The sequence below is a fragment of the Bradyrhizobium sp. genome, from assembly GCF_030654605.1.
GTDB lineage: Bacteria > Pseudomonadota > Alphaproteobacteria > Rhizobiales > Xanthobacteraceae > Bradyrhizobium.
Genome location: NZ_JAURXB010000079.1, coordinates 64,739 through 90,311 on the forward strand (window position 1 = coordinate 64,739; position 25,573 = coordinate 90,311).

Below are 25,573 nucleotides of genomic sequence, written 5' to 3' on the forward strand. Positions count from 1 at the left end.
GATGGAGTGGACCCGAGCCGCCGGGCGTGGTGCGGATATTGCAAATCCGAAGGACGGACCGAGATCCGGGCTGGCCGGACCTGGAGAGTAATTTTGGTGCAACTGCGTAACGGGCATTCCATGAAAGTTTATCTGGCGCAGCCGCGTGGCTTTTGCGCGGGCGTGGTGCGCGCGATCTAGATCGTCGAGCGCGCGCTCGAGAAATACGGTCCGCCGGTCTATGTCCGGCACGAGATCGTCCACAATAAATACGTGGTCGAAAGCCTCAAGAACAAGGGCGCCATCTTCGTCGAGGATCTGTCGGAAGTACCTCCTCTGGCGGTCACGGTATTCAGCGCCCATGGCGTCGCCAGGAGCGTCGAGGAGGAGGCCGCGGTGCGCGGCCTTCCGGTGCTCAACGCCACCTGCCCCCTCGTCACCAAGGTCCACAACCAGGGCAAGCGCTACATGTCGAAAGGCCGGGCGCTGATTCTGATCGGCCATGCCGGCCATCCCGAGGTCGAGGGAACCATGGGTCAGGTTCCAGGCCCCGTCACCCTGGTCCAGAACGTCGACGACGTGGCCGGCCTGACGCTGCCGAAGGACACCCCGGTGGCCTATATTACCCAGACCACGCTCAGCGTGGACGACACAAAAGACATAATTGCCGCCCTTCAGGCCAGATTTACGGATATTCAAGGCCCGGACATCCGGGATATCTGCTATGCGACACAGAACCGCCAATCTGCGGTAAGGGACCTCAGCAAGCTCGTGGATGTCATCCTGGTGGTGGGGGCCACCAATAGTTCCAACTCGAACAGGCTGCGCGAAATCGGCACCGAGGTCGGGGTCGCGAGTTATCTCATTGCCGACGGCAGCGAGCTGAACCCGGAATGGCTGAAAGACGCCAAGGCCGTCGGCATCACCGCCGGCGCCTCGGCTCCCGAGGTTCTGGTCGATGACGTGATCGAGGCCCTGCGGCGGATCGGACCGGTCAAGGTTTCGGTGCTGCCGGGCCGGGAAGAAAATATCGAATTCCGGCTTCCGGCCGAACTGACTGCGGGCTGATCAATTTCTCTACTTCGAGTCCAGAAAGAAACCTGTAATGGCAATGGCAATACCCTTCTTCAAAGAGATGCGTATCGGCGGCTACATGATGAAGCAGAAGCTGCTTGGCCGAAAACGCTATCCGCTGGTGCTGATGCTCGAGCCGTTGTTTCGCTGCAACCTCGCCTGCGTCGGCTGCGGCAAGATCGACTATCCCGACGCAATCCTGAACCGCCGCATGTCGGCGCAGGAATGCTGGGATGCCGCCGACGAATGCGGCGCGCCGATGGTGGCGATCCCCGGCGGCGAGCCGCTGATCCACAAGGAAATCGGCGAGATCGTCCGCGGCCTGGTGGCGCGCAAGAAATTCGTGTCGTTGTGCACCAACGCGCTGCTTTTGGAAAAGAAGCTCGATCTGTTCGAGCCGTCGCCCTACCTGTTCTTCTCGGTGCATCTCGACGGCCTCAAGGACCACCACGACAAGGCGGTGTCGCAGAAGGGCGTGTTCGATCGCGCGGTCTCGGCGATCAAGGCCGCCAAGGCCAAGGGGTTCGCGGTCAACGTCAATGCCACCATCTTCGACGGTCATGCCGCCGAGGACATCGCCAAATTCCTCGATTTCACCACCGAGCTCGGGGTCGGCGTCTCGATGTCGCCGGGCTATGCCTATGAGCGCGCGCCCGACCAGGAGCACTTCCTCAACCGCACCAAGACCAAGAAGCTGTTCCGCGATGTGTTCGCGCTCGGCAAGGGCAAGAAGTGGAACTTCATGCATTCCGGCCTGTTCCTGGATTTCCTTGCCGGCAATCAGGAATATGAGTGCACCCCGTGGGGCATGCCGGCGCGCAACATTTTCGGCTGGCAGAAGCCCTGCTATCTGCTCGGCGAAGGCTACACCAAGACCTTCAAGGAATTGATGGACACCACCGACTGGGACACCTACGGCACCGGCAAGTACGAGAAGTGCGCCGACTGCATGGCGCATTGCGGCTACGAGCCGACCGCGGCGAACGCGGCGCTGGCCAGTCCGTTGAAGGCGATGTGGGTGGCGCTGCGCGGCGTCAGGACCACGGGTCCGATGGCGCCCGAGATCAGTCTCGATAACCAGCGTCCGGCTCAGTACATCTTTTCCGCGGAAGTGCAGAAGCGACTGTCGGATATCCGCAAGGATGAAGCTGCGGCGGCTGCCGCCAAGGCGCAGCAGAAGGCTTCAACCGCCGCCTGAACCGGCTACGGACAACAAGAAAACGGGGCGCGATGCCGATCGCGCCCCGTTTTCGTTTTTCAAGCTTTCGGTTGTTCAGAGCTCCGCCGTGGCGAATCCCTGGCCGCCGAGCAGAAAGCCCCGGGTGTCGCGCAGGCTCTTCAGCGCGCGATTGAAATCGATTCCGGTGGAGACCAGCGCTCGCAGCGTCAGCGGGTTGCGCGCCACGCCGCTCAGCACCTTGCGCAAGTCGATATCGCCGTTCGGCTTGATCGCGGCCATCGCCAGCGCCGGCAAGGCCCGGCTGGCGGGATCGCTGATGACGCGCAGGGCGGCGAAGGGCAATCGGGACTCGGCCGCGTAGGCGGCTGCGATATGGCTTTCCATATCGACGGCGGCAGCGCCCGTCTCCGAGCGCAACGCGGCTTTGCAGGCCCGGGCGGCAACCACCCGTTCGACGCCGGCAAGACCGCCCCTGACCACGCGCCGGCGCCCCAGCGCCACGCCGGCGATCAGTTCTTCATTGAGCGCCAGTCCGGCCAGCCAGCGGGTATCGCCTGCCAGCACCTCGGTCGCCACCACGACGTCGCCTGATCTCAGGCTCGGGTCGAGTCCGCCCGCGACCCCGAAGCTGATGACGCCCCGGATCGTCGATGGGTCGAAAACCGTCAGCAGCGCCCGCAATTGTTTGGGATCGCTACTGCTGCAGATTACGGTCATGCCGGGCCCGGCAGCTATGCGGGCCTCCTGCACCAATCCAGTCACAATCAGCACCGGCCGCGGATCAAGTGGATTACCCGCGGACGCGTCGTCCCCCGCCCCCAAAATCACATTCCGACCCCTACCACCTTGCTGTTGGTGTTCCGCAAATTCCGGTACCGCGCCAACGCCCAGAGCGGGAAGAACTTCGGATAACCATGATAGCGCAGATAAAACACCCGAGGAAAGCCTGTTGCCGTGTAGCGTTGCTCGTCCCACAGCCCTTTTTCGGTCTGTGTGCCTATTAGGTACTCGACGCCACGCGCGACTGCCGGATGCCCCACCTCGCCCGCTGCCATCAGACCAAGCAAGGCCCATGCCGTTTGCGAGGCGGTGGTGGGAGCACCCTCGAATCCCTTATAATCGAGTCGGTAGCTGATGGCATCCTCGCCCCAGCCGCCGTCCGCGTTCTGGATCGACAGCAGCCAGCTCACGGCCTTGCGCATCGCAGGGTCCTGGTGGTCGACGCCGGCGGCGTTCAGCGCGCACAGTACCGACCATGTGCCGTAGATGTAGTTGAGCCCCCAGCGGCCATACCACGATCCCTCCGCCAGCTGGGTCCGGCGCAGATAGTCGACGCCGTCGGCGACGGCCTTGCTGGTTTGCGCGGTCTCGCCGAGCTGAGCCAGCATCGAGACGCAGCGGGCGGTGACGTCCTCGGTCGGCGGATCGAGCAGCGCGCCATGATCGGAGAACGGAATGTTGTTGAGGTAGTATTCGAGATTGTTGACGTCGAAGGCGGCCCAGCCGCCATCGCGGCTTTGCATGCCCTCGATCCATTCGCGGCCGCGGGCGATCGCGACATCGTATTCCGGATCGTGGCTGGCGCGCCGGGCGCGGTCCATCGCCATCACCACGACAGCGGTATCGTCGAGGTCGGGATAGTAGTCGTTGTTGTACTGGAACGCCCAGCCGCCGGGGCGAACGTCGGGCCGCTTCACGGCCCAGTCGCCCTTGACGTCCAGCACCTGCCGGGGCTTCAGCCAGTCCAGTCCCTGTTTGGCCGGAGCCAGCGCCGCTTCGCTGCCGGCTTCGATCAGGGCATGACAGCTCAGCGCGGTGTCCCACACCGGGGAGACGCAGGGCTGGCAATAGGCCTCGTGCTCGCCGATCACGAGAAGCTTGTCGATGCCCCTTCGGGTAATGGCACGCGGCGGATAGTCCGGGCCCTTTCCCAGCACCTCGTACATCATCACGGTGTTGGCCATCGGCGGATAGATGGCGCCAAGGCCGTCCTCGCCGTTCAGCCGTTCCTCGACGAAGGCGACCGCGGCATCGATCGCGCGGGCGCGCAGCTTCTTCGGAAACAGCGGCTCGATCGTCCGCAGGATGCCGTCGAGGCCGCGGAACAGATAGAACCAGCCCGGGCTCTGATGCGGCGCCTTGGCGGTCATGCCGATCGAATGCGGCGGCTGCAGGAACAACTCGTCGACGCCGACGCCGCTGACGTTCTTGGCGCGCGGCTTCAGCGCCGCCAGCACCATCAGCGGCACGATCGTGGTCCGCGCCCAGTAGGAAATCTTGTTGAGATGGAACGGCGACCACATCGGCAGCAGCATGATTTCGATCGGCAATACCGGCACGCTGCGCCAGGTCAGCACCCCGAACATCGCCAGCATGAAACGCGTGAAGACATTGCTGTTGACGGCGCCGCCGCGCGAACGGATCGCCTCGCGCGCCCGCGCCATGTGCGGATCACCGGGGGAATCGCCGATCATCTTCAGCGCGAAATAGGCCTTCACGCTGGCGCTCATGTCGAACGCACCGTCATGCACCAGCGCCCAGCCGCCATGGGCGCCCTGCACCCGGCGCAGGTAATTTGCGATCTTGCCCTCGAGCACGGAATCGACGGGCTCGCCGAGGTAATGGCGCAGCAGCACATATTCCGCCGGTATGGTGCAATCGGCTTCCAGTTCGAACACCAGATGGCCGTCGGGCTGCCGGTAGCCGAGCAAGCCCTGCGTCGCAGATGCGATGCTCGCCTCGAGGGCGCCAGCGCTTTCATTGCCAACTGATCTATTGCCTGAATGCATGTTGCTCGACCTCAATATTGCCCTGCCCGGTCTCGCTGAACCGCGAGGTATCGCGTTTCCCGGTCAGGCCTGCGATCAGCGCTTCGATCAACCCTTGCGCATGGCGAGGACGAGATCGGCGGCGCGGTTGCCCGACCGTACCGATCCCTCGATGGTGGCTGGCAACCCCGTATCAGTCCAGTCGCCGGCCAGGAACAGGTTTTTGTAGGCCGTGACCGGGCCCGGCCGCTGCGCGTTCTGCTCCGGGGTAGCCTCGAATGTGGCGCGGCGCTCGCGCACGATCTGCCATGGCGGCAATTCGCCCTCGACGCCCGCGGCCTTGCAGATATCCCGCCAGATCGCCTGCGCCAGTTCCTCACGCGGCATATCCACCAGGCGGTCGGCGTTGCTGATGGTGACCGACAGGCGCTGCGGAAACGCGAACAGCCACTCCACCAGTCCGCCGACCACGCCGAGGAGGGCCGGCTGCCCCTTCGGCGGATCGAAGCGGAAATGCGCATTGACGATGGCGCGGTATTTGGTCGGGGTTTTCAGGCCGGGCAGCATCGCGGCGGCAGGGCGTGGCGGAACCGCCAACACCACGGCGTCGCCGGGCTGGATCGCAACGCTGTCGTCGCCGAATTTCAGCTCACCGAGGCGGTCCGCCGAGGCCACGAATTCACGCAACTCATGTCCGAACGAGATGCTGGCGCCCTTGTCTTGCAGGAGCTTGATCGCGGGCTCGACCAGCACCGCGCTGAGGCCGTCGCGCGCGATCAGCGGCCGGCAGGCCTGGCCCCCCGCCAGCAGCGTTTCCCGCACCACCGCGCCGGCAAGCCCCGCGGAGCCCTCCGGCGGGTCGACGTTGAGCGCCGCCAGCAGCAGCGGCTGCACCAGCCGCTGATAGAGCGTTCCATCGCACGGGATCGCGTCGCCGACCAGTTTGCTCTGCGCCGCCCAGATCAGCGGCATCAGTGCCAAATAATCGCGCAGGCCGGTGTCGGGGACACGGCGCGCCTCGTCGAAGATCCACAGCGGCAGCCGGCTCTCGCCGAGATCGAGCTGCCAGCGCTGCCCGGTCGCCAGATCGACGAACGGGAATTGCGCGCGCTTCGGCCCGACCAGCCCCGCCTCGGTGCCGATCGACCTCGCATATTCGACCGCGGCCCGGTTGCCCGAGAGCAGCAGATGGTTGCCATTGTCGATGGTGAGGTTGGTCGCCGCATCGAAATAGGAGCGACAGCGGCCGCCGGCCTGCTGCGTGGCCTCGTGGAGGTGCACCCGGTAATTCGCGTTGGCCAGCCGCACGGCGGCCGACAAACCCGAAATTCCAGCGCCGATGATATGGACGATCTTTTGCATCAGATGAACGCGTAACGCAGGAGGATAAGGAAACGGGCCATCTTGTTGAGACGAACCGGCGCACGCGGCGCGGCGAACCCCCTGGCAACGAGCAGTTCCAGAATCGCGCGATAATATTTCGACATGATCCGGGGCGCGCGCACCACCCGCCGCGGGTTGCGGCGCATGATCTCGTCGGCCTTCTCGAAATGCGTTCGCGCGCGCGCCACCAGCGGCACGCACACTTTCGGCAGCGCCGGATCGATCGTGACTTTGGCCGGATCGGTCGAGGTGATGCCGGCGTGCAGCAATCCCTCCAGCGGCAGATAGAGCCGGCCGATGCCGGCATCTTCATCGATGTCGCGCAGGATATTGGTCAATTGCAGCGCGCGCCCAAGATGATGCGCAAGCTGAATGCCGTCGGCCTCGGCGAGGCCGAACACCCGCACCGACAGCCGTCCGACCGCGCTGGCGACGCGGTCGCAATACAGATCGAGCGTCGCGAGATCCGGCGCCCTGATATCCTGCGGCACGTCCATCTCCATGCCATCGACGATGGCCAGGAAATCCTCGCGCTCGAGCCCAAATCGCTGAACCGACGCCACGTAGTCGCGCAGGCGCGCGGGCGGCTGGCCCCGATACAGCGCGTCGATATCGTTACGCCACTGCTGCAGCGCGGCCAGCCGCGCATCGCGCGGGCCATCGGAGTCAGCGATATCGTCGACCTGCCGGCAGAAATCATAGATCTGGAACATCGCCTCGCGCTGCTCGCGCGGCAGGATGCGCATCGCCGCGTAGAACGAACTGCCGGACGCGGACGTCCCGTCACTCGCGTTGGCTGCCACGGTCTCCGATGTCATGCGCCGGCCGCCGGTTTGGACACGGGCCGCCGTCCCACCGCGCGACGGGCCATCTCGCTGGCGATGCCGCCGAGACTGTAGGCCAGCAGTTCGAGCGCGCCGAGATGCACCCTCTCGCTGAGCGGATCGCGCACTTTCAGCAATCCGACGATCTTGTCGGCAAAAGCCTGGATCACGGAGACTTCGCACCCCAACCTGATGTCCCTGACTTCGGCGCTGAGCGATCTGCTTTCGTCGAGCAGCGCCGCGGTGCGTACCGCGAGCGCATGCAGGCATTGCAGCAGCGCCGGCGATGACCGCGCCTGCCCAAGCTCCTCGACGGAAGCGCCGGCAGCGGCGAGCGCATCGCGTGGCAGATAGACCCGATTGAGATCGCGAAAATCCTTGCCGCAGTCCTGCAGGTGGTTGTTGATTTGCAAGCCGGCGCAGAGCGCGTCCGAGGCCGCCCAGGTCGAGGTACTCTCGCCGTGGACATCGAGCATGAAGCGCCCGACCGGCATCGCCGAGTACCGGCAATAGTGAATGACTTCGTCCCAGTTCTCATAGCGAAGCTTGGTCACGTCCATCCGGAAGGCGACCAGGACATCGAGCGCGTGGCGCGGCGGCATCGAACGTTCCGCGAGCGCGCGGCGCAGATTGAAGGCCTCGGGCTGGGTATCGCCCTTGCCGAGCAATTCCGCTTCCAGCAGATCGAGAAGCCTGAGCTTCTCCGGCGCGTCGAGCGTGGCATGATCGGCGATATCGTCGGCGGTTCGCACGAAATTGTAGAACGCAAGGATCAGCGCCCGGTGTCTCGGGTGAATGATCCAGGACGCCACCGGAAAGTTCTCATCGCGGTGAGTCTTGCCGGACCGCAGTTCGCTCGCACGGGTCATCAGGAACTGGCTACATTCATCTGGGCATGGTTAAAACGCCCGCGCCGGCAAGGCCGGCTCATGCGTATCGATCGCGGACCCCATATAGGGGAATACGACGCCAAAACCAATGCTATCTGCGATTTCTCGCAAATTCAGACCGCGTCCGAACGAGGCCCCGCCCGCGTTTGCGGCGGTGATTGGCGCGGTCGCGAGCCGTCTTATTGGCCGTGGCTTTTCAGCACCTGATCGCAAGCCTTGGTGATCTTGGGACGGTTCTGCTGCAGGCAGGCCAGAATGGTGAAGTCGCCCTGATCGATGACCGGACGGCAGAAGCGCTGAACGTCGCGCGAACAGGCCGCCTGCTCTTCCGCCGTGCCGCTGCGCTGCTGCTGGGCGATGGCGGCGGCCGGAACCGATACCGACAAGAGTGTGAGTGCAAAGAGAAATTTACGCATCATCTTCCTTCATTCTGGCAACAGAAATTCCGATCCCTAAAAGCCAAGGGCCAAGGACGGATTGCAGGCGCAGCGAACCGCGGTATCGAGCCGTCAGAAGCACTGGTAAATGCGGCCAAATTTGCGGCGGCCCGAGTCGGGAGCCCCCGAGGGGATGGAATCAGGTGGAAAGTGTAACTATTTGATATTGAAGCCTTATTTATAGGCAGAACTTTTTCGCTCCAGGACTGTTGCAGGAGAGCCCGGCGAATAGCTAGATGGCTTAGTGCGAATCTTGGCGATATGTCATGTTTTTGATTTCGCCGAGCCGAAGAATGCGGTCCGTCAGCGTTCTCAGGCTTGTGTATTTGCTGGCGGCTGGTCCAACGGTGAGGGGCAACGGCAGGACGCAGCCAAGCCTGTCATTTGAACCTAACACACTGCGGCGACACTAAATCTTCGATGCGGCGCGACAGTTCTGGTATCAGAACGTCACTTTAAATGGGAAAATTCACGATGAAGTTGTTTGGTTCCGGCTTGTTTGGACAGGCGATCAAGGCTGCCGGTATCGGCGCCGCCCTCATGCTGTCGGTGTCGGCAGGCCATGCCCAATCGGGGCCATTTACCGGATTCAGCGGATCGTGGTCCGGCAACGGCACGGTCGCGCTCTCCGACGGAACGATCGAGCGCATCCGATGCAGGGCCAGCTATAATGTCAACGGCACCGGAATGGGTCTGAAGCAAAGTCTCCGTTGCGCCAGCGACAGCTACAAATTCGAATTGAACACCGACGTCACCAGCCAGGGTGATCGCATTTCGGGCAACTGGAGCGAAGCAAGCCGAAATATTTTCGGCAATCTGCAGGGCACTGCAGGCGGCGGCCAGATCGAGGTGTTCGTCGAGGCTGCGGGATTTGCCGCCACCGTGACGCTACGGACCACCGGCAACAAGCAGACGGTGCAGATCAGCTCCAAGGGCGAGATCAGGGGCGTTAATATCACGATGTCGAAGGGCGGCTGACGGCCGCCTTCCAGCTTCGCTCGAAACAGCCATGGAGCCCGGTTCTCATGGAGAACCGGGCTTTAGCTTTGCGCGAAACCGTTATCGGGTCCCGCGAATCCGCTGCGACATATTGATCAGCCACATCGCCGTCGGCCGCAGGATGAAGAGATCCGCGACCAGCGCCGCGACCATCGCGAAGGCGCTGAGCCAGCCGAACAGACGAAGCGACGGCAGGTCGGAAAACACCGTCACGACCAGGCCACAGGCCAGCACCACCGTGGTCAGGATCAGCGCCGGACCGACCAGCACGGTTGCGCGTTCGACCGCGAGCGCCGCATCGACGCCGGGTGCTGTCTCCAGCCGCAGGCGGTTGAGGAAGTGGATGGTGGCACTGAGGCCGAGGCCGAACGACACCGTCAGCGCGACGACGCTGGCGAATTGCAGCCCCTCACCGAGCGCCGCCAGCACGGCGCCTGACAGCACCACCGGAAAAATGCCGGGCAGGATGCAGGCGAACATCACCACCCAGGAGCGGAACGCCAATCCGATGAAGATCGCGACCAGCGCGAACTCGATGGTCAGCCCGTGGTTGAGCTTCGAGATCATGTTGGCGCTGTTGCGCGCCGCGATCGCCGACAGGCCGGTGACGGCAATCTCAAAACCCGGATTTTTCTTGCGGATCGTGTTGAGGGCGGCGTCGAGCTTGTCGACCACCGGCAGGATCGCACTCGAATCGAGATCCGGCACCCTGCCCGACACCACCACCGCATCCTGATCGGCCGCGATGAAGCGCCGGACCAGATGCTCCGGAATCACGCTGACATATTCCTTCAAGGTCGCGACATCGGAACTGCCGGCCTTCTCGGCGAGCCAGCGCCGCAACGTCTCGAGCGACCAGACGTTGCCTACGCCGGCCTGGGTTTCGACCATCGAATGAACGTCCGCGATGACCTGCAGGGTCTCGGGCGCATACAGCGACGCGCCCTTGGGGAATTCGATCAGGATGTCGATCGGATTGGCGCCGGTCAGCTTGGCATCGAGCCGTCCGCTGGCCGCTACCGCCTGCTGCTTGTCGGGGACCTGATCGGCCAGCCGGTAGCGCGGTTCGAGATTGGCGTAGATCACGCCGAGCCCGCCGACGAACACCACGGCGATCAGGCTGAACAGTCCGGGCCGGCCGACCATGCGCACCGCGATCCAGTAGCAGAAAGCGCGCAGCGCGTTGACGCCCGCATCGGCCGCCTGGAATTTGGCGGCAAAGACCTGTTCGTTGCGGACCAGCAGCACGCCGAACACAGGGACCAGCGACAGCACCGCGATCAACGCGATGATGGTGGCCGCGAGGCCGGCCTCGCCGAAGGTGCGGATCAAATCCGAATCCGAGAACTGCAGCGCGAGGAAGGAGATTCCGGCGGTGGCATGGGTCAGCACGCAGGCCGGTCCGACCACCAGGACGGCGTTGCGGAAGGCGGAGAAGCGGTCCTCGCCGGCCAGCAGACGGTCGCGTGCGGCGAATGTCAGCTGCATCGAATCGGAGAAACTGATGACCATGATCAGCGGCGTCATCACGTTGAGGAACATGTTGAGCTGAAACCCCGCCCAGCCGAGGATGCCGAGCGACAGCAGAATGGCGAGCAGCGGCGGGAACGCCGCCACGATCATGAACGACACCTTGCGGAAGAACAGGATCGCGATCAGACATCCCGCCAGGATGCCGGCGATGTTGTAGATCAGGCCGTCGCGCTCGACCGCGTTGCGGATCTCGAGCTGCATCACCGGAACGCCCGACAATTCCTTGCTGAGCCCGGTATCGGCGAGATCCGTGGCCATGATCTTGCGGATTTCGGCGATGGTCTTTTTCAAGCCATTGTTGCCGACGATCGACGGCTCCAGCGAGAGCACGACCAGCGCCAGCGTGCCGTCTTCGGACAAAAGCTTGCCGCGGATGATCTCGTTGGTTTTGACGGTTTCGATGAACTTGTCGTAGTCGGCGCCCTCAGGCAGGTCGGACGGAAACAGCGCCGCGGGCAGCTTGCCCGGCGCCGGCGCCTGACGCGCCGAGAACAGCGAGATCAGTCCGCGCGTGCCTTCGACCAGTTGCAGGTCCGTGACCAGGTCCCGGATCTTTTCCAGGTTGTCGCGGCGCAGCAGCGTCTTGCCCTCGACCACGACCAGCACGTCGAATTCGGTGGAGGGGAAGCGCCTGGTGACTTCCTCGTACTGCCGGTATTCCCTGGAATCGGAACGGAACAACTGGCTGAGCGAATCGTCGATCTTGATGCGATAGATGCCGAACACGGCGCCGATCACCATCGCGAACAGGATGATGCAGGACAGGATCGGCGCGCGCATGGCGATCAGGCCCATGCGCTCCAGGCCGAACGCGATGCTGACCGGCGGCTTTTTCAGCATCTGCGCATCAGCCTCGGCGGTATTTCTCTCCAGCATGTCCTGTCCAGTTCTCACATCGGCTCAATCTGTCCAGCCTAAATTCGTCGGGCGCGAAGGAGACTGAATCGGCCGCGTCTGATCGGCGCTAGCCGTTGAAATCATGCGATAAATTAGCCGCGAGAGGTGTAGCAGGTCTATCCCTGATCTCGCAAGCGCACACCCGGCGCTAAAACCGCGCGCGTCAGGCCATTATGGCCTTCAAATCACGGATTTGTCATGCCCGCCTGAAATGGTTTCGATGCGCCGGGGTGCCGGACCACCGCTCTCGTCCTTCAACGCGACGCCGGTGACTCTCCGGGCCAGGCCCTCGCGGATCAGCCAGGCAATCCGCAAGGCCGCCTCATCGTAACCAAGCCCCGCGCCGTGGATGTTGGACACGCAATTGCGCTCGGCGTCGGTGACATCCGGCCTCGGCGCAAAGGTCAGATAGGCGCCGAGGCTGTCGGGCGCCGACAGGCCGGGCCGCTCGCCGATCAGCACCACCACCATGCGCGCGCCGAGAAGTGCGCCGATCTCGTCGCCCAATGCGACCCGCGCGCCGGAGGCGATTACGGCGCAGCCGATATCAATGCGCTCCGCCGCGAGCCGCGGCATCAGGCTGCCGACCAGTGCCGCCGCGTGCGCATTGACCGCCGCCGGCGACAGGCCGTCGCCGATCACGATGGCCAGCCGGCATGAGCCAGCCTGGCGGCTCGCCAGCAGCTGCTGCGACGCCGGGTCGAGCTTTCGTCCCAGATCCGGACGCTTCAGATATTCCCGGCGGTCGCGCGCGCGACTGGATACTTCGACGGCTTCGAGGCCGAGACCGCCAAGGCCCGAGACGAGGGCAGGCACATCGAAGGCGGCATGCACGGCATCGCGGGCACGCGCGTGATCGAGGGTGAATTCCAGCAGTGCCCGGGTCGGCAGGCCGGCGCCGGCCCGGCCGAGGCCGACGCGCGCCGGGGTAAGGTCGCGCAGATCCCGCAGCGAACGGGGCGGCGGTGCCGGTACGGTCATCGCGGGTTACTCGGCAGGGACCGATGCCTCGCGCAGCCGGATCGAGTAGTTCGAGGCGTTCTGCTGGCCCTCGGATGCGTCACGCGCGAACATGATCAGATGATGCCCGATCATGGTCGAGGCGATCAGGCCCTCGATGTCGCCATGGCGCAGCCGGCCCAGCGCAAATTTCCAGAACACTTTCCGGTAGTCGCCGAGCACGCCGACCTTCCAGAAAATATTGCGCAGCATGATCAGCGCGCGTTTGATATTGGCCCAGCTCTTCTGCTCCGGCGTGACCGGCACCTTGATCCGGTTGGCATAGGTGTAGTCGCACTGATACTGGTAGCGCGCATACAATCGTTCCGGCTGGTAGGCGATTTCCATGCATTTGCGCCACGAGCTGATGACCTGCTCATAGGGCAAACGGAAATCGACATTGGAGTCGCGGCCTTCGTCGTGAATCAGGCGCCCCTCGCGTTCGAGCCGGTCCCACAGCGGCGTCTGCGGCAGCGCCTGCAGCAAATTGATGGTCAGCAGCGGGATCTTCGTTTCATCGACAAAGGCGATCAGCGCCTCGCCGGTTTCCGGCTTGTCGGTGTCGAGTCCCATGATGATGCCGGAGACGACCTCAATCCCGTAGCTGTTGATGGTATGAATGCCTTCCAGGATCGGGACCATCATATTGTGGTCCTTCTGCATCGCCTTCAGCGCATCGGGATCGGGGGTTTCGATGCCGCAGAAGATGGTGACGAAGAAGGCGTCGCGCATTTTCTCGAGGATCTCGGGCCGCTTGGCGATGTTGAGCGTCGCCTCGCAGGCGAGCCGCATCACATAGCCGGTTTTCTTCTGCCACTCGACCAGGTGCGGCAGGAGATCGAGCGCCGCCTTGCGGTTGCCGATGAAATTGTCGTCGACGAAATATACCGAGCCGGTCACGCCGCATTCGAGTAATTTGTCGAGTTCGGCAATGATCTGCTGCGGCGACTTCAATCGCGGATTGCGGCCGTAGAGGCCCGGGATATCGCAGAATTCGCATTGGTACGGGCAACCGCTCGAATACTGAATGCTGCCGAGGAAATACTTTCTGACCTCGGCAAGCTCGTAGGCCGGAATCGGGAAGTCGGTCATGGCGATACGATCGTCGGTCCTCAGCACCACCTGCTGCTCGGGTCGCGACGGATCGCGCGCCAGCCGTGTCAGCAACTCATTGGTGGCGTCGCCGAGTTCGCCGACATGGAGATAGTCGAACGAGGGATAATATTCCGGGCAGGCCGAGACCGACGGACCGCCGATCGCGACCGCCAGATCGAACGCATGCGCGCGGCGGCAGATGTCGTTCATCTGCTGACGCTGGATATGCATGCCGCTGACGAACACCGCTTCCGCCCACTCGAAGTCTTCCCTCGAGGCCGGACGGATATTCTCGTCGATGAAGCGGACCGGCCAATGTTCGGGCAGATAGGCCGCGATCAGCAGCAGCCCTTGCGGCGGCATGAAGGCCTGCACGCCGTCCGTGAGTGGATAGGCGTATTCGAACGTGCCGAAAGAAGAAGTATAGCGCGGAAAGACGCACAGGATGCGCCGAACCGTCTCGATGCCTTCAGCCCTCATCAAACTTCCTAACGCTTGTAAAACCTGCCGGCGACCAAGTTAAGCACGCGGCCGAAGGCTGGGCTACAAATTCTTCAACATTGTGGCGGGCCTTTCCAACCCCCCAATGGCCGGATGGTTGCATCGCAGCCCCGGCAAAGGCTTTTCCGAGCCCTCAGGCCAGCAACCGCGACGCAAAATCCGGCAGCAGCCCGGTATTCCCGGCGAGGCGGAAATCGACATCGGCCAGCCCAGCGCGCAACAGCCAGTCGTCGAATTCCGGCGCCCGCTTCAGGCCGAACAGGTCGCGGACATAGAGGGCGTCATGGAACGAGGTGGACTGGTAGTTCAGCATGACATCGTCGGCCCCGGGGACCCCCATGATGAAGGTAACGCCGGCGGCGGCGAGCAGTGTCAGGAGATTGTCCATGTCGTCCTGGTCGGCCTCGGCGTGGTTGGTGTAGCAAACGTCGACGCCGAGCGGCAGGCCGAGCAGCTTGCCGCAGAAATGGTCCTCCAGCCCGGCGCGGATGATCTCCTTGCCGTCATAGAGATATTCAGGACCGATAAAGCCGACCACGCTGTTGACCAGCAGCGGATCGAAGGCGCGTGCCACCGCATAGGCCCGCGCCTCCAGGGTTTGCTGGTCGACGCCATGATGGGCGTTGGCCGACAACGCCGACCCCTGCCCGGTCTCGAAATACATCACATTGCTGCCGACGCTGCCGCGGCGCAGCGACAGTCCGGCCTGGTGAGCCTGCCGCAGCAGCGCCAGATCGATGCCGAAACTGCGGTTCGCCGCCTGCGTGCCCGCGACCGACTGAAACACCAGATCGACTGGAAAGCCCCGCTCGATCAATCCGAGCGTGGTCGTGACATGGGTCAGGACGCAGCCCTGCGTCGGGATCTGCAGCCTTGCGATGACATCATCGAGCAGCCGCACCAGGCCGCCGATGACAGTGGGATCGTCGCTGGCCGGATTGATGCCGATACAGGCGTCGCCGGATCCGAGCAGGATGCCGTCGAGGATCGACGCGGTGATGCCTTTGGCGTCGTCGAAGGGATGATTGGGCTGTAGCCGCACGCTCATCCGGCCGCGCAGGCCGATGGTGTTGCGAAAGGTCGATGTCACCTGGCATTTTTTCGCCACCAGGATCAGGTCCTGGTTGCGCATCAGTTTTGATACCGCCGCGGCCATTTCGGGGGTGATGCCGCGCGACAGCCTGGCGAGAACGGCCGATGTCGCAGCGTCCGACAGCAGCCAGTCGCGGAATGCGCCGGTAGTCAGCGAGGATATCGCGGCGAAGGCTGTGGCGTCGTGGCTATCGACGATCAGGCGGGTGACCTCGTCGTCTTCGTAGGGAACGACGGTCTCCTGCAGGAACTGTTTCAGGGGAACGTCCGATAGCGCGATCCGCGCCGCGATCATTTGCGCGGCACTTTCGGCGGCTACCCCCGCGAGGCGGTCGCCTGAGCGCGGCGGCGTGGCCTTGGCGAGCAGATCGCGCAGATCATCGAACACATAAGTGGTTGCGTCGATGGCGTGTCGATAGATCATGAGAACTCCGAATCCGTCAGCGCCTTGCGCTGTGGCTTTCGAAGACTATCACCGGCTGCGAGACTACGCAGCCCGCACGGTGGCGAGGAATTTGACCACTTCGGCCTTGAGGCGCTTGTTTTCGCTGGACAGCAACTGCGCCGACGCCAGCACCTGCGAGGAAGCCGTGCCGGTATCGCCGGCGCCGCGGTTGACGTCGGCGATCGAGGTCGCGACCTGGGTGGAGCCGACCGCCGCCTGCTGCACGTTGCGGGCGATCTCCTGGGTCGCCGCGCCCTGCTGCTCGATGGCGGCCGCGATCGCCGAGGCGATCTCGGAGACCTGCCCGATGGTGCCGTAGATTTCCTTGATCGCGACCACCGAATCCTGGGTGGCCGCCTGCATGCCGGCGATCTGGGTCGAAATCTCGCTGGTGGCCTTGGCGGTCTGCGACGCCAGCGCCTTGACCTCCTGCGCGACCACGGCAAACCCGCGGCCGGCATCGCCGGCGCGGGCGGCTTCGATGGTCGCGTTGAGCGCCAGCAGATTGGTCTGCGCCGCGATCGTGGTGATCAGTTGGGTGACGTCGCCGATGCGGTTGGCGGCCAGCGACAATTCGGCGATCCGCGCGTCGGTCTTTCCCGCCTGCTCGACCGCCTCAGTGGCGATCCGGTTGGAATCCGCGACCTGGCGGCCGATTTCGTTGATGGAGCTCGCCATTTCTTCCGTCGCCGTCGCCACCGATTGCACGTTGGCGGACGTTTCCTCCGAAGCCGCCGCAACCACGGCCGAGAGATCCTGGCTCGCCGCACTGCTGTTGGTCAGGATGACGGCGGAATTCTCCAGCTCGCTCGATGCAGCGCCGACGTTTTCGATGATACTGCCGACCGCGGCCTCGAAACTCTCGGCGAGGTTATGCAGCTCGGCGCGGCGGGCGACGGCGAGCTCGCGGTTCTTGTCCTCGCGTTCGGCGGTCTCGCGTTCGGCCTTGGCCACCGCCTGCACCTTGAATTCCTCGACCGCGCGGGCCATCTGGCCGACTTCGTCGCGGCGCTCGAGGCCCGGCAGCTGGACGTCGAAATTGCCGACCGCGAGTTCACGCATCGCCTTCGACATCGCCACCACCGGGCGGGAAATATTGCGGCCGATCAGGAACGAAACCACGATGCCGGCGAAAGCCACCACCAGCAGCACGGCCATCAGCGCCAGTTGCTGCTGCTCGAGGGTAATCCCGGCACGGGCGATCTCGCGATCCTTGCTGTCGCTCGAGCGCGCGATGAGGTCGTCGGTCAGCTTCTCGATATCGACGAAATTCCGTTCCGCGCCCTTGATGAACAACAGCGCCGATCCGGCATCGCCATCGGCCATCTCGATGGCATTTTTGGATTGCTTGAGATAACCCGCGACGGCGGCTTTCAGTTTTTCCAGGCCGTCCGATTTGCCATCCGATTTGGCACTGCCCTGGGCCCCCTCGACCGCCTTCAGGGCGTCCGAAATCTTCGCGGCGGAGGCTGAAGCTTCCTTGGCGAATGCCTGAATTTTCTTTTCGTCGGTTTCGTTGGCCGCGATGGCCGCGAGCCGGTACAGCTTGGCGTGCGCGGTCCACGCCACGGTGTTGAGTTCGTTGGCGAGTTCCGATTGCCGCATCGGCCCTGCGACCAGCGCATCGACCGCGGTCTGGTTCGATCGCAGCGCCTGCAAGGCATAGACGCCGACGCCGATCAGGACCAGGATCAGAAACGCCGGCGCGAGCTGAACTTTCCAGGACAGCCCGATATTCTTGATCCAGCCCAGCATATCAATCCTTCGAGGCGACGATCGCCGTGTAGCCGATCTTAGTGTGTCAGAGCTTGTAGATGCCCGCACACACCGCCGTGTTGTCGACCTTCTCGCAATACATCTGCTTCGGCTCGACCTTCTTGCTCACGGGATTGACGAACTTGTAGTCCTGCCAGAACGAAGGCTGCTTGGCGGCCATTTCGACCCGTTCCTTCACATAAAGCTTGCCGTCGACGTCCTGCGCGTCGATCAGGTCCTTGCCGACGAATTTGGCGTTGGAGCCGTGGGCCAGAACCTTGCCGTCGAGCTGATAGACCACTACGTACAAATCGCGATCGACGAAGCCGGCGGCCTTGCCGGTGAATTCGCCGTACGCCTTGTCGGCGCCCTGCGCCTTGATGAAACCGACGGCCTTCTTGACCATCGCGATAGCGTCATCCTTGCCCGCGCCATCGGCGGCCATGGCGGCGCCTGCGCAGACGAACATGGCTGTCAGTCCAGAAACGAGCACCTTCGTTGACCAGTTGTTCACGTTTTCTCTCCGGATCGATTGAGTTGGGACGCGGTCGCAGCACCGCACACGGCATGATTGTCACGAAAGAGCGAACCGTCGGTTAATGTGCCTATCCGTAGAGCAACGGGGATCGGGAAAACGACCTGTAAAGGGATGTGCCATTTCGAAACGCCGGCAACGCATACGCCCCTCGGTGGGGTCGGGCATTCGGATAGGAACTGATTTCCGATCGCGGCATCAGCCTCGCGCGCGGCGCAAGGAACCGGCGGCGATGGCCGTCACAGGGAGCCCGGCCTGAGCCATGCAAAATTCGTCCGGCTGGTTCACTCCTTCTGGGCGATTTGAATGGTCGCGTCGGGCACCGCAGCCTCGGTCAGTTCGCGCTCCGCCTGATGATAGAATTCCTGATCCCGCCCATCGGGCTTTCCGGCCTGCTCCCAAAGCTCATAGGCACGACGTACGATTTCAATCCCGCGCGGCTTGGCCACCGGCAGCCTCCTGCAGCTTTTTCGCTCAACCAAATGAGTGCGAAAACGTTCCAGGGGCGGGAACACGACACCACACAGCCGCCCTTAAATCGCAGGAGGCGCGCCGATGAAATTTTTGAATTTTTTCCCGGCAAACCTACCGCATGGCAGGAACAAGACGCGACCCGGCCGGTTCTAGAATGGCAATTTCAAACCGGAGGGCAAAATGGCCAAAGATAAAGTACTGAGCGACCTGTTCCTCGACACCTTGAAGGACATCTATTTCGCCGAAAAGAAGATCCTGTCCGCGCTGCCGAAGATGGCGAAGGCGGCGCAGTCTCCCAAGCTCCGGGCGGCATTCGAGAAGCACATGGGCGAAACCGAGGGCCAGGTCGACCGGCTCGAACAGGTATTCGCCTCGATCGATGAATCGCCGAAGGGCAAGACCTGCGACGCCATCATGGGCATCCTCGACGAGGGCAAGGAAATCATGGACGAGTACAAGGGCACCGCCGCCCTTGACGCCGGCCTGCTTGCCGCAGCGCAGGCGGTCGAGCATTACGAGATCTCCCGCTACGGCACGCTGAAGACCTGGGCGAGCGAGCTCGGCTACAAGGACGCCGTGAAGCTGCTGGACGCGACGCTGAAGGAAGAGAAGACCACCGACAGCACGCTCAGCCAGATCGCCGAGACGGAAGTCAACCGGCACGCGGAAACGGCGCAAGCCGCGTAGAAGGGGCGGATGTACCCCCTTTTTGAAAAGGCCCCGGTTTCCGGGGCCTTTTTTCTTCATCTATCCCGACAAGCCGACCGTGTGCGCCTGCGCCGCGGGGCTTTCCGCTGCGCGGCGGCGCTGCTATCATCCCCTGCGAGAGCCGGAAAAGGCCCGCAAAAAACGACAGGGGAGACGACGAATGGCAAGAACGTTCGTGAGGTTGGCCGGCGCGGCCGTGCTGACCGGTGTGCTGGCAGCTTTATCCGCGCCCGCGATGGCGCAATATCCCGACCGCCCCATCAAGATGATCGTGCCATGGGCCGCGGGCGGCGATACCGACAACATCTTCCGGCCGTTCGCCGTCGAATTCCAGAAGCAGCTCGGCCAGCCCGTCGTCATCGCCAATATCGGCGGCGCCTCCGGCACCGTCGGCGCGCGCGAGGCGCAGAAATCGGCGCCTGACGGCTACACCGTCTACGCGGTGCACGACTACATCCATCTGACGTTCTATGCCGGGATCAGCGACGTCAAATACAGCGACTTCGAGCCGATCTGTCTGGTCGCGGCGACGCCCTCGGTGCTGACCGCCAGCGCCAAGACGCCCTGGAAGAACTGGCAGGAACTCGCCGACGACGCCAAGAAGCGGCCGGGCGAGATCACGGTCGGCGCCACGCTCGGCTCCACCAGCCATATCTTCCCGGCCATGATCGAGAAGGCCGCCGGCATCAAATTCAAATTCGTGTCCTATGACGGGCTGGCGCCGCGCATGAACGCGCTGCTCGGTGGCCACATCAACCTTACCGATTCCAACCTGACGCAGAAGGGCAAGGTCGAAGCCGCCGTACTGCGCTTCATCGCGATCGCCAGCGAGAAGCGCGATCCGGAAGCGCCTGACGTGCCGACGCTCAAGGAGCTCGGCATGAACATCGTCTACGAGGTGGCGCGCGGCATCCTGGTCCCCAAGGGGACACCCGCACCGGTGCGCGCCAAGCTCGAAGAGGCCTGCGCCAAGGCGACCAAGGAGCCGAGCTTCGCCCAGGCCATGAAGCTGCAAGGCACCCGCGTGGCGTACCTCAATGCCAATGACTATGCCCGGTTCCTCGCCAGGATCGATGGCGAGAGCAAGACCATCATGACCGATCTCGGCCTGATCAAGAAATGAGCATCGGCCGCGACGGAATTGCCGGGCTGGTCCTGCTCGCGATCAGCCTGGTGCTGCTGGTGAAGTCGTTCCAGCTGCCGTCTCTTCCCATCGTTCCGGTTGGGCCGGGCTTTTACCCTTCCATCGTGCTGTGCTTCATGGCGGCGGCGAGCGCGCTGCTGGTGCTGCAGGACCTCATGAAGCGTGCGCCGGTCGTGGCCGACGTTCCCGGCGCGCCGCGGCGAAACTATCGGCTGGTGGTGATCGCCTTCGCGATCGTCGGCATCTATGTGGTGCTGCTGCCGCTGCTGGGATTTCGCCTCGCCACCGTGTTGTTCGTAGGCAGCCTGCAGGCCGCTCTGGGCCGGCCGCGCACGCCACGGCAATGGGCGGTGCTGGCGGCGATCGCGCTCGGCACCGCCATGGTGAGCTATTTCGTCTTTGAACGATACCTGCTGGTGCTGCTGCCGCGCGGCGCATGGACGGGGTTCTGATGCTCGATCTGCTCTGGCACGGCCTCGTCAACGTCGCGCAGTGGAAATACATGTTGCCGCTGTTTGCCGGCACCTTCATCGGCGTGATCGGCGGCTCGTTGCCGGGCGTCACCATCACCATGACGGTCATCGTGGTGCTGCCGTTCACCTACGGGCTCGATCCCCTGGCGGGGCTTGCGGCAATGACCGGCGTCTATGTCGGCGGCTCGACCGGCGGTCTGATCGCCTGCTGCCTGCTCGGTATCCCCGGCTCGCCGGCGTCGATCGCCACCACTTTCGACGGCTTTCCGATGTCGCGCAACGGCGAGCCCGGCCGCGCCATCTGGCTCGGCGTCTGGGCGTCGGTCTGGGGCGGCCTGCTCGGCGCCCTGTTCCTGGTGTTCCTGACCGGGCCGCTGGCCGCGATCGCGCTGGAATTCGGGCCGTGGGAATACTTCTCGCTGTTCGTGCTGGCGATGGCGATGGTGGCGGGGCTGACCGAAGCCTCGCTGCTCAAGGGACTGCTCTCGACCGCCATCGGGCTGTTGATCACGGTGGTCGGCCACGATCCGATCGGCAGCGTGCCGCGCTTCACCTTCGGCTCGGAATTCATCGGCGGCGGCTTTCCGTTCCTCCCCGTGCTGATCGGCATTTTCGCCTTCGCGCAGATCATGACCGATCTGGAGAAGCTCAATGGGCCGCGCAACCAGCCGGTGGAATCGCTGGTCGGGGTCAGGCTCGAGCGCTTCTCGCACCTCAAGGTGAACCTGGAAATCTTCAGGCAGCCGTTCCTGCTGGCGTGGTCGACGATCGTCGGGCTGATCATCGGCATCCTGCCGGCGATCGGCGGCAGCGCATCGAGCGTGATGGCCTATGACCAGGCCAAGAAATTCTCGAAGACGCCGGAGCGTTTCGGCAAGGGCCACCCGGAAGGCATCATCGCCTCGGAAGCCTCCAACAACGCCAATGTCTCGGGCTCGCTGATGACCATCATGGCGTTCGGCATTCCCGGCGACGCCGTCACCGCCGTGATGCTCGGCGCCATGACGATCCACGGCATTCAATCGGGACCGCTGTTCATCTCGCAAAACCCCGACCTCGCCTATGGCATCTACGCGGCCTATATCCTGGCGCATCCCTGCATGCTCCTGATCTGCGTCGCGCTGATGCCGCTGATGCTGCGCGTGACCTCGGTGCGGATGGCGGTGCTGGCGCCGGTGGTGCTGGTGCTCTGCGTGGTCGGCGCCTACGCGCTCAACAACACCATGCAGAGCGTCTACGTGCTGCTGCTGTTCGGCGTCGTCGGCTACGTCCTGGTCAAGCTCGGCTTTCCGCTGGCGCCGCTGATCCTCGGGCTCATTCTCGGCGACCAGATCGAGATCAATCTGGTACGCGCGATCATGACCGACGCCAATCCGTGGCTTTTCGTGACGCGGCCGATTTCAGGCGGGCTGCTCGCGGCGGCGGTGCTATCGGTCGCACTTGCGATATGGCAGCATCTGCGCCACCAGAACCGGGTGGTCGAGGAAGAGCCGGATTTTTGAGATGAAGCTGGATGGCAAATTTGGAGAAAACCGTGCGACCTGACCTGCGCATCGCGGTTGTCGGGCTCGGCGCCATCGGCACCAGGGTGGTCGAGGCGCTGGACCGGGGGATCGACGGATTGGTGCTCACCGCGGTGTCGGTACAGAATCCCGAAAAGCACCGCAGCCTGCTCGCCGGTTTAAGCAGACCGCCCGCGCTCCTGCCGATCGAGGCGCTGGTCGATGTCGCCGACATCGTCATCGAATGCGCGCCGAGCCGGCTGGTGAGGTCGATCGTGACGCCGTTCGTGAGTGCCGGAAAGACCGCGGTCGTGCTCAGCGCGGGTGCGCTGCTCGACCATGAGGACCTGATTGAACTGGCGAAGCAGAATGGCGGTCAGATCGTGGTACCGACCGGCGCCCTGATCGGCCTCGACGCAGTTACCGCGGCAGCGGTCGGAAAAATCCATTCGGTGCGGATGATTACCCGCAAGCCGCCGGGCGGGCTCGCCGGCGCGCCCTATATCGTCGCGAACAACATCGGCATCGAAGGACTTGCCGAACCGCTCAAGATATTCGACGGCACGGCGCGCGAGGCGGCAAAGGGATTTCCGGCCAATGTCAATGTGGCCGCCGCCCTGTCGCTGGCCGGGATCGGTCCCGATCGAACGACCATCCAGATCTGGGCGGATCCGACCGTGACGCGCAACATGCACCGGATCGAGGTGGACTCCGATTCAGCGCGCTTCTCGATGTCGATCGAGAACATCCCGTCGGAAAACCCGAAGACGGGCCTGATCACCGCGCTCTCGGTCATCGCCTGTCTGCGCAAGCTGCGGGCTTCGCTTCGCGTCGGGACATGATGGCGCGCGACGCCCCCGAAGCGATCGAATATAAGGTACCGCGCACCTCTTCGGGGGCTGACGTCGGTAACTCGTTTTCGATACGGTCAGGATCGACAGACCCTTTCCGGAGAACGGATCGTTATCGGAAGTGGTACGTCTCTTGCTTCCGGACGATATGCGTGTGAGTAAGGACACAGTATGATCCGCCTGTTTCTCGATCGACTCTACCTTTTCTCCGGCTATCTCGCCGGCCTCTTCCTGATTGCGATTTTTGTGCTGATGCTGCTGTTGTCGGCCGGCCGTCCGCTCGGTCTCAACATTCCGGCTGGCGACGATTTCATTTCCTGGTGCATGGCGGCGACGGCCTTCCTCGGGCTCGCGCATACCTTCAAGCACGGCGAGATGATCCGCGTCGGTCTCCTGATCGACCGCCTCAGCGACCACGTCCGCCATTATGTCGAGATCGCCGCTCTCCTCATCGGCACCGGATTCATCGGCTTTTTCGCCTGGTACGCCGTCATCATGACGTGGCAATCGTGGAAGTTTTTCGACATTTCGCAGGGCGTCATCGCGGTGCCGCTGTGGATTCCGCAGCTCGGCTACAGCGGCGGCCTCGTGATTCTGTTCATCGCCTTCGTGGATGAATTGATCCATGTGCTGCGCGGCAACGCGCCGCGATACGAATTGCCGAAACCGACGACCGCCGAGGAAATCGTCGAGCGCGCCATGCAGAGCGGAGTCTGACATGGAGCTGCTCTCCATCGCAGCCCTGCTGCTGGGATTTCTTGCGCTGCTGCTCGGCGCCGGCGTCTGGATCGGCGTCGCCTTGATGGCGACGGGATGGGCCGGCATGCAATTCGCCGGCGGCGCTATTCCCGCGGGCAGCGTGCTGGCAACAACGGTGTGGGGCAACAGCGCGTCGTGGTCGCTCGCGGCCCTGCCGCTGTTCATCTGGATGGGCGAAATCCTGTTCCGCACGCGGCTGTCGGAGGAAATGTTTCGCGGCTTTGCGCCGTGGCTGAACTGGCTGCCGGGCCGGCTGATGCACGTCAACGTGCTCGCCTGCGGCGTGTTCGGCTCGGTCTCGGGATCGTCGGCCGCGACCTGCGCCACGGTGGCCAAGATCGCCCTGCCCGAGTTGAAGAAGCGAGGGTACGACGAAAACCTCAGCCTCGGCTCGCTGGCCGGCGCCGGCACGCTCGGCATTCTGATTCCGCCGTCGATCACCATGGTGGTCTACGCCGTGCAGGCGAACGTCTCCATCATTCAGGTTTTCCTCGCCGGCTTCCTGCCCGGCCTGCTGGTGATGGCGCTTTACTCCGGCTACATCGCGGTCTGGTCGCTCGCCAATCCGAAGAAGACGCCGCCGGCCGAGCCGTCCATGAGCCTTCGCAAGCGCATTTCGGAATCGCTCAACCTACTTCCCTGCCTGCTGCTGATCGCTTTCGTCTTTCTGTCGCTGCTGATGGGCTGGGCGACGGCGACGGAATGCGCCGCCTGGGGCGTATTGGGGTCGCTCGCGATCGCATGGTGGCAGGATGCGCTGACCTGGGAGGCCTTCTGGGCGAGCGTCATGGGCGCGACGCGGGTCAATTGCATGATCCTGCTGATCCTGGCCGGTGCCTCCTACATGGGTACGTCGATGGCCTATACCGGCATCCCCCTGGCGCTCGCGAACTGGGTGAACGCTCTCCAGCTCAGTCCCTATGCGCTGATCGCGGCGCTCACCGTCATGTACATCGTGCTCGGCACGGCCCTCGACGGCATTTCCATGATCGTGCTGACTACCGCCATCGTCATTCCGATGGTAAAGCAGGCCGGCTTCGATCTGGTCTGGTTCGGCATTTTCCTGGTGCTGGTGGTGGAAATGGCAGAAGTCTCGCCGCCCGTCGGCTTCAATCTGTTCGTCCTGCAGACCATGAGCGGCAAGGATTCCAACACCGTCGCCAAGGCGGCCCTGCCGTTCTTCTTTTTGCTCGTTCTTGCGGTTGCCCTTATCACGGTCTTTCCTGATATTGTGATGGTGCTGCCGCGGATAGCGTTCCCTGGCTAGAGAGAGGTA

At 63.5% G+C, this 25,573-nt stretch carries 23 protein-coding genes; 10 read left to right on the forward strand and 13 right to left on the reverse strand.

Annotated features, from left to right (window positions below):
- Positions 1 to 180: 180 nt before the first annotated feature.
- Together ispH and hpnH are read left to right on the forward strand one after the other, a co-directional pair.
- The gene (gene ispH / locus Q7U29_RS08455; protein ID WP_304740451.1) at positions 181 to 1,047 is read left to right on the forward strand and encodes a 4-hydroxy-3-methylbut-2-enyl diphosphate reductase; all 867 of its coding nucleotides are present in this window, start codon (positions 181 to 183) and stop codon (positions 1,045 to 1,047) included.
- A gap of 43 nt (positions 1,048 to 1,090) precedes the next feature.
- The gene (gene hpnH, locus Q7U29_RS08460; protein WP_304740453.1) at positions 1,091 to 2,251 is read left to right on the forward strand and encodes an adenosyl-hopene transferase HpnH; all 1,161 of its coding nucleotides are present in this window, start codon (positions 1,091 to 1,093) and stop codon (positions 2,249 to 2,251) included.
- A 75-nt stretch (positions 2,252 to 2,326) separates the two neighbouring features.
- Here hpnH and Q7U29_RS08465 read toward each other — a convergent pair whose 3' ends face one another.
- From Q7U29_RS08465 to Q7U29_RS08490, 6 genes are all read right to left on the reverse strand, one after another.
- Positions 2,327 to 3,061, reverse strand: a complete 735-nt coding sequence (locus Q7U29_RS08465; protein WP_304740367.1) for a phosphorylase — start codon at positions 3,059 to 3,061, stop codon at positions 2,327 to 2,329.
- Complete coding sequence (gene shc, locus Q7U29_RS08470) at positions 3,058 to 5,022, reverse strand: squalene--hopene cyclase (protein ID WP_304740369.1); 1,965 nt, start codon at positions 5,020 to 5,022, stop codon at positions 3,058 to 3,060. Before shc ends, Q7U29_RS08465 begins: the two co-directional genes overlap by 4 nt.
- Before the next feature lie 87 nt (positions 5,023 to 5,109).
- Positions 5,110 to 6,363, reverse strand: coding sequence for a hydroxysqualene dehydroxylase HpnE (gene hpnE / locus Q7U29_RS08475; RefSeq protein ID WP_304740371.1), 1,254 nt, complete (start codon positions 6,361 to 6,363; stop codon positions 5,110 to 5,112).
- A complete protein-coding gene (gene hpnD / locus Q7U29_RS08480; RefSeq protein WP_304740373.1) occupies positions 6,363 to 7,202 on the reverse strand; it encodes a presqualene diphosphate synthase HpnD in 840 nt (279 codons plus the stop codon). Before hpnD ends, hpnE begins: the two co-directional genes overlap by 1 nt.
- The gene (gene hpnC, locus Q7U29_RS08485; protein WP_304740375.1) at positions 7,199 to 8,077 is read right to left on the reverse strand and encodes a squalene synthase HpnC; all 879 of its coding nucleotides are present in this window, start codon (positions 8,075 to 8,077) and stop codon (positions 7,199 to 7,201) included. Before hpnC ends, hpnD begins: the two co-directional genes overlap by 4 nt.
- A gap of 200 nt (positions 8,078 to 8,277) precedes the next feature.
- A complete protein-coding gene (locus tag Q7U29_RS08490) occupies positions 8,278 to 8,514 on the reverse strand; it encodes a hypothetical protein (RefSeq protein WP_304740376.1) in 237 nt (78 codons plus the stop codon).
- 495 nt (positions 8,515 to 9,009) lie between these two features.
- On the opposite strand from Q7U29_RS08490, the gene Q7U29_RS08495 reads away from it, so the two are divergent.
- Positions 9,010 to 9,513 carry a hypothetical protein gene (locus Q7U29_RS08495; RefSeq protein WP_304740378.1) on the forward strand — a complete coding sequence of 168 codons (504 nt, stop codon included), beginning with the start codon at positions 9,010 to 9,012 and terminating at the stop codon, positions 9,511 to 9,513.
- A gap of 81 nt (positions 9,514 to 9,594) precedes the next feature.
- On the opposite strand, the gene Q7U29_RS08500 is transcribed toward Q7U29_RS08495, so the two are convergent.
- From Q7U29_RS08500 to Q7U29_RS08530, 7 genes are all read right to left on the reverse strand, one after another.
- A complete protein-coding gene (locus Q7U29_RS08500) occupies positions 9,595 to 11,943 on the reverse strand; it encodes an RND family transporter (RefSeq protein WP_304740380.1) in 2,349 nt (782 codons plus the stop codon).
- Between the two features lie 201 nt (positions 11,944 to 12,144).
- On the reverse strand, positions 12,145 to 12,945 hold the full coding sequence (eutC, locus tag Q7U29_RS08505) for an ethanolamine ammonia-lyase subunit EutC (protein WP_304740382.1): 801 nt from the start codon (positions 12,943 to 12,945) through the stop codon (positions 12,145 to 12,147).
- Positions 12,946 to 12,951: 6 nt separating this feature from the next.
- Complete coding sequence (locus Q7U29_RS08510; RefSeq protein ID WP_304740384.1) at positions 12,952 to 14,538, reverse strand: B12-binding domain-containing radical SAM protein; 1,587 nt, start codon at positions 14,536 to 14,538, stop codon at positions 12,952 to 12,954.
- 154 nt (positions 14,539 to 14,692) lie between these two features.
- Positions 14,693 to 16,075 carry an ethanolamine ammonia-lyase subunit EutB gene (locus Q7U29_RS08515; RefSeq protein ID WP_304740386.1) on the reverse strand — a complete coding sequence of 461 codons (1,383 nt, stop codon included), beginning with the start codon at positions 16,073 to 16,075 and terminating at the stop codon, positions 14,693 to 14,695.
- A 63-nt stretch (positions 16,076 to 16,138) separates the two neighbouring features.
- Positions 16,139 to 17,851 (reverse strand): methyl-accepting chemotaxis protein, encoded by a 1,713-nt coding sequence (locus Q7U29_RS08520; RefSeq protein ID WP_304740388.1) that lies wholly within the window; start codon positions 17,849 to 17,851, stop codon positions 16,139 to 16,141.
- 46 nt (positions 17,852 to 17,897) lie between these two features.
- Positions 17,898 to 18,344, reverse strand: a complete 447-nt coding sequence (locus Q7U29_RS08525; RefSeq protein WP_304740455.1) for a cache domain-containing protein — start codon at positions 18,342 to 18,344, stop codon at positions 17,898 to 17,900.
- A 326-nt stretch (positions 18,345 to 18,670) separates the two neighbouring features.
- Entirely contained in the window at positions 18,671 to 18,835 is a 165-nt protein-coding gene (locus tag Q7U29_RS08530) for a DUF2934 domain-containing protein (protein ID WP_304740390.1), read from the reverse strand.
- A 205-nt stretch (positions 18,836 to 19,040) separates the two neighbouring features.
- On the opposite strand from Q7U29_RS08530, the gene Q7U29_RS08535 reads away from it, so the two are divergent.
- The 7 genes from Q7U29_RS08535 to Q7U29_RS08565 all read left to right on the forward strand — a co-directional run bounded on the left by Q7U29_RS08535 (position 19,041) and on the right by Q7U29_RS08565 (position 25,564).
- Positions 19,041 to 19,547 (forward strand): ferritin-like domain-containing protein, encoded by a 507-nt coding sequence (locus tag Q7U29_RS08535; protein WP_304740392.1) that lies wholly within the window; start codon positions 19,041 to 19,043, stop codon positions 19,545 to 19,547.
- 181 nt (positions 19,548 to 19,728) lie between these two features.
- A complete protein-coding gene (locus tag Q7U29_RS08540; RefSeq protein WP_304740393.1) occupies positions 19,729 to 20,691 on the forward strand; it encodes a tripartite tricarboxylate transporter substrate binding protein in 963 nt (320 codons plus the stop codon).
- Entirely contained in the window at positions 20,688 to 21,164 is a 477-nt protein-coding gene (locus Q7U29_RS08545; RefSeq protein WP_304740394.1) for a tripartite tricarboxylate transporter TctB family protein, read from the forward strand. Before Q7U29_RS08540 ends, Q7U29_RS08545 begins: the two co-directional genes overlap by 4 nt.
- On the forward strand, positions 21,149 to 22,687 hold the full coding sequence (locus tag Q7U29_RS08550) for a tripartite tricarboxylate transporter permease (RefSeq protein WP_304740395.1): 1,539 nt from the start codon (positions 21,149 to 21,151) through the stop codon (positions 22,685 to 22,687). The genes Q7U29_RS08545 and Q7U29_RS08550 overlap by 16 nt, the downstream gene beginning before the upstream one ends.
- 32 nt (positions 22,688 to 22,719) lie before the next feature.
- Positions 22,720 to 23,529 carry an aspartate dehydrogenase gene (locus Q7U29_RS08555; protein WP_370691718.1) on the forward strand — a complete coding sequence of 270 codons (810 nt, stop codon included), beginning with the start codon at positions 22,720 to 22,722 and terminating at the stop codon, positions 23,527 to 23,529.
- 180 nt (positions 23,530 to 23,709) lie between these two features.
- Positions 23,710 to 24,255: a TRAP transporter small permease gene (locus Q7U29_RS08560; RefSeq protein ID WP_304740399.1), complete on the forward strand. Its 546-nt coding sequence runs from the start codon at positions 23,710 to 23,712 to the stop codon at positions 24,253 to 24,255.
- A gap of 1 nt (position 24,256) precedes the next feature.
- Positions 24,257 to 25,564, forward strand: coding sequence for a TRAP transporter large permease (locus tag Q7U29_RS08565; RefSeq protein WP_304740401.1), 1,308 nt, complete (start codon positions 24,257 to 24,259; stop codon positions 25,562 to 25,564).
- Positions 25,565 to 25,573: the final 9 nt, after the last annotated feature.

What these genes read in the sequence shown, in the direction of transcription:
- hpnH (WP_304740453.1), top strand. Translation starts at nt 1,091, where the DNA reads ATGGCAATACCCTTCTTCAAAGAGATGCGTATCGGCGGCTACATGATG.
- shc (WP_304740369.1), bottom strand. Translation starts at nt 5,022, where the DNA reads ATGCATTCAGGCAATAGATCAGTTGGCAATGAAAGCGCTGGCGCCCTC.
- hpnE (WP_304740371.1), bottom strand. Translation starts at nt 6,363, where the DNA reads ATGCAAAAGATCGTCCATATCATCGGCGCTGGAATTTCGGGTTTGTCG.
- hpnD (WP_304740373.1), bottom strand. Translation starts at nt 7,202, where the DNA reads ATGACATCGGAGACCGTGGCAGCCAACGCGAGTGACGGGACGTCCGCG.
- hpnC (WP_304740375.1), bottom strand. Translation starts at nt 8,077, where the DNA reads ATGACCCGTGCGAGCGAACTGCGGTCCGGCAAGACTCACCGCGATGAG.
- Q7U29_RS08490 (WP_304740376.1), bottom strand. Translation starts at nt 8,514, where the DNA reads ATGCGTAAATTTCTCTTTGCACTCACACTCTTGTCGGTATCGGTTCCG.
- Q7U29_RS08495 (WP_304740378.1), top strand. Translation starts at nt 9,010, where the DNA reads ATGAAGTTGTTTGGTTCCGGCTTGTTTGGACAGGCGATCAAGGCTGCC.
- Q7U29_RS08500 (WP_304740380.1), bottom strand. Translation starts at nt 11,943, where the DNA reads ATGCTGGAGAGAAATACCGCCGAGGCTGATGCGCAGATGCTGAAAAAG.
- eutC (WP_304740382.1), bottom strand. Translation starts at nt 12,945, where the DNA reads ATGACCGTACCGGCACCGCCGCCCCGTTCGCTGCGGGATCTGCGCGAC.
- Q7U29_RS08510 (WP_304740384.1), bottom strand. Translation starts at nt 14,538, where the DNA reads ATGAGGGCTGAAGGCATCGAGACGGTTCGGCGCATCCTGTGCGTCTTT.
- Q7U29_RS08515 (WP_304740386.1), bottom strand. Translation starts at nt 16,075, where the DNA reads ATGATCTATCGACACGCCATCGACGCAACCACTTATGTGTTCGATGAT.
- Q7U29_RS08520 (WP_304740388.1), bottom strand. Translation starts at nt 17,851, where the DNA reads ATGCTGGGCTGGATCAAGAATATCGGGCTGTCCTGGAAAGTTCAGCTC.
- Q7U29_RS08535 (WP_304740392.1), top strand. Translation starts at nt 19,041, where the DNA reads ATGGCCAAAGATAAAGTACTGAGCGACCTGTTCCTCGACACCTTGAAG.
- Q7U29_RS08540 (WP_304740393.1), top strand. Translation starts at nt 19,729, where the DNA reads ATGGCAAGAACGTTCGTGAGGTTGGCCGGCGCGGCCGTGCTGACCGGT.
- Q7U29_RS08545 (WP_304740394.1), top strand. Translation starts at nt 20,688, where the DNA reads ATGAGCATCGGCCGCGACGGAATTGCCGGGCTGGTCCTGCTCGCGATC.
- Q7U29_RS08550 (WP_304740395.1), top strand. Translation starts at nt 21,149, where the DNA reads ATGGACGGGGTTCTGATGCTCGATCTGCTCTGGCACGGCCTCGTCAAC.
- Q7U29_RS08560 (WP_304740399.1), top strand. Translation starts at nt 23,710, where the DNA reads ATGATCCGCCTGTTTCTCGATCGACTCTACCTTTTCTCCGGCTATCTC.
- Q7U29_RS08565 (WP_304740401.1), top strand. Translation starts at nt 24,257, where the DNA reads ATGGAGCTGCTCTCCATCGCAGCCCTGCTGCTGGGATTTCTTGCGCTG.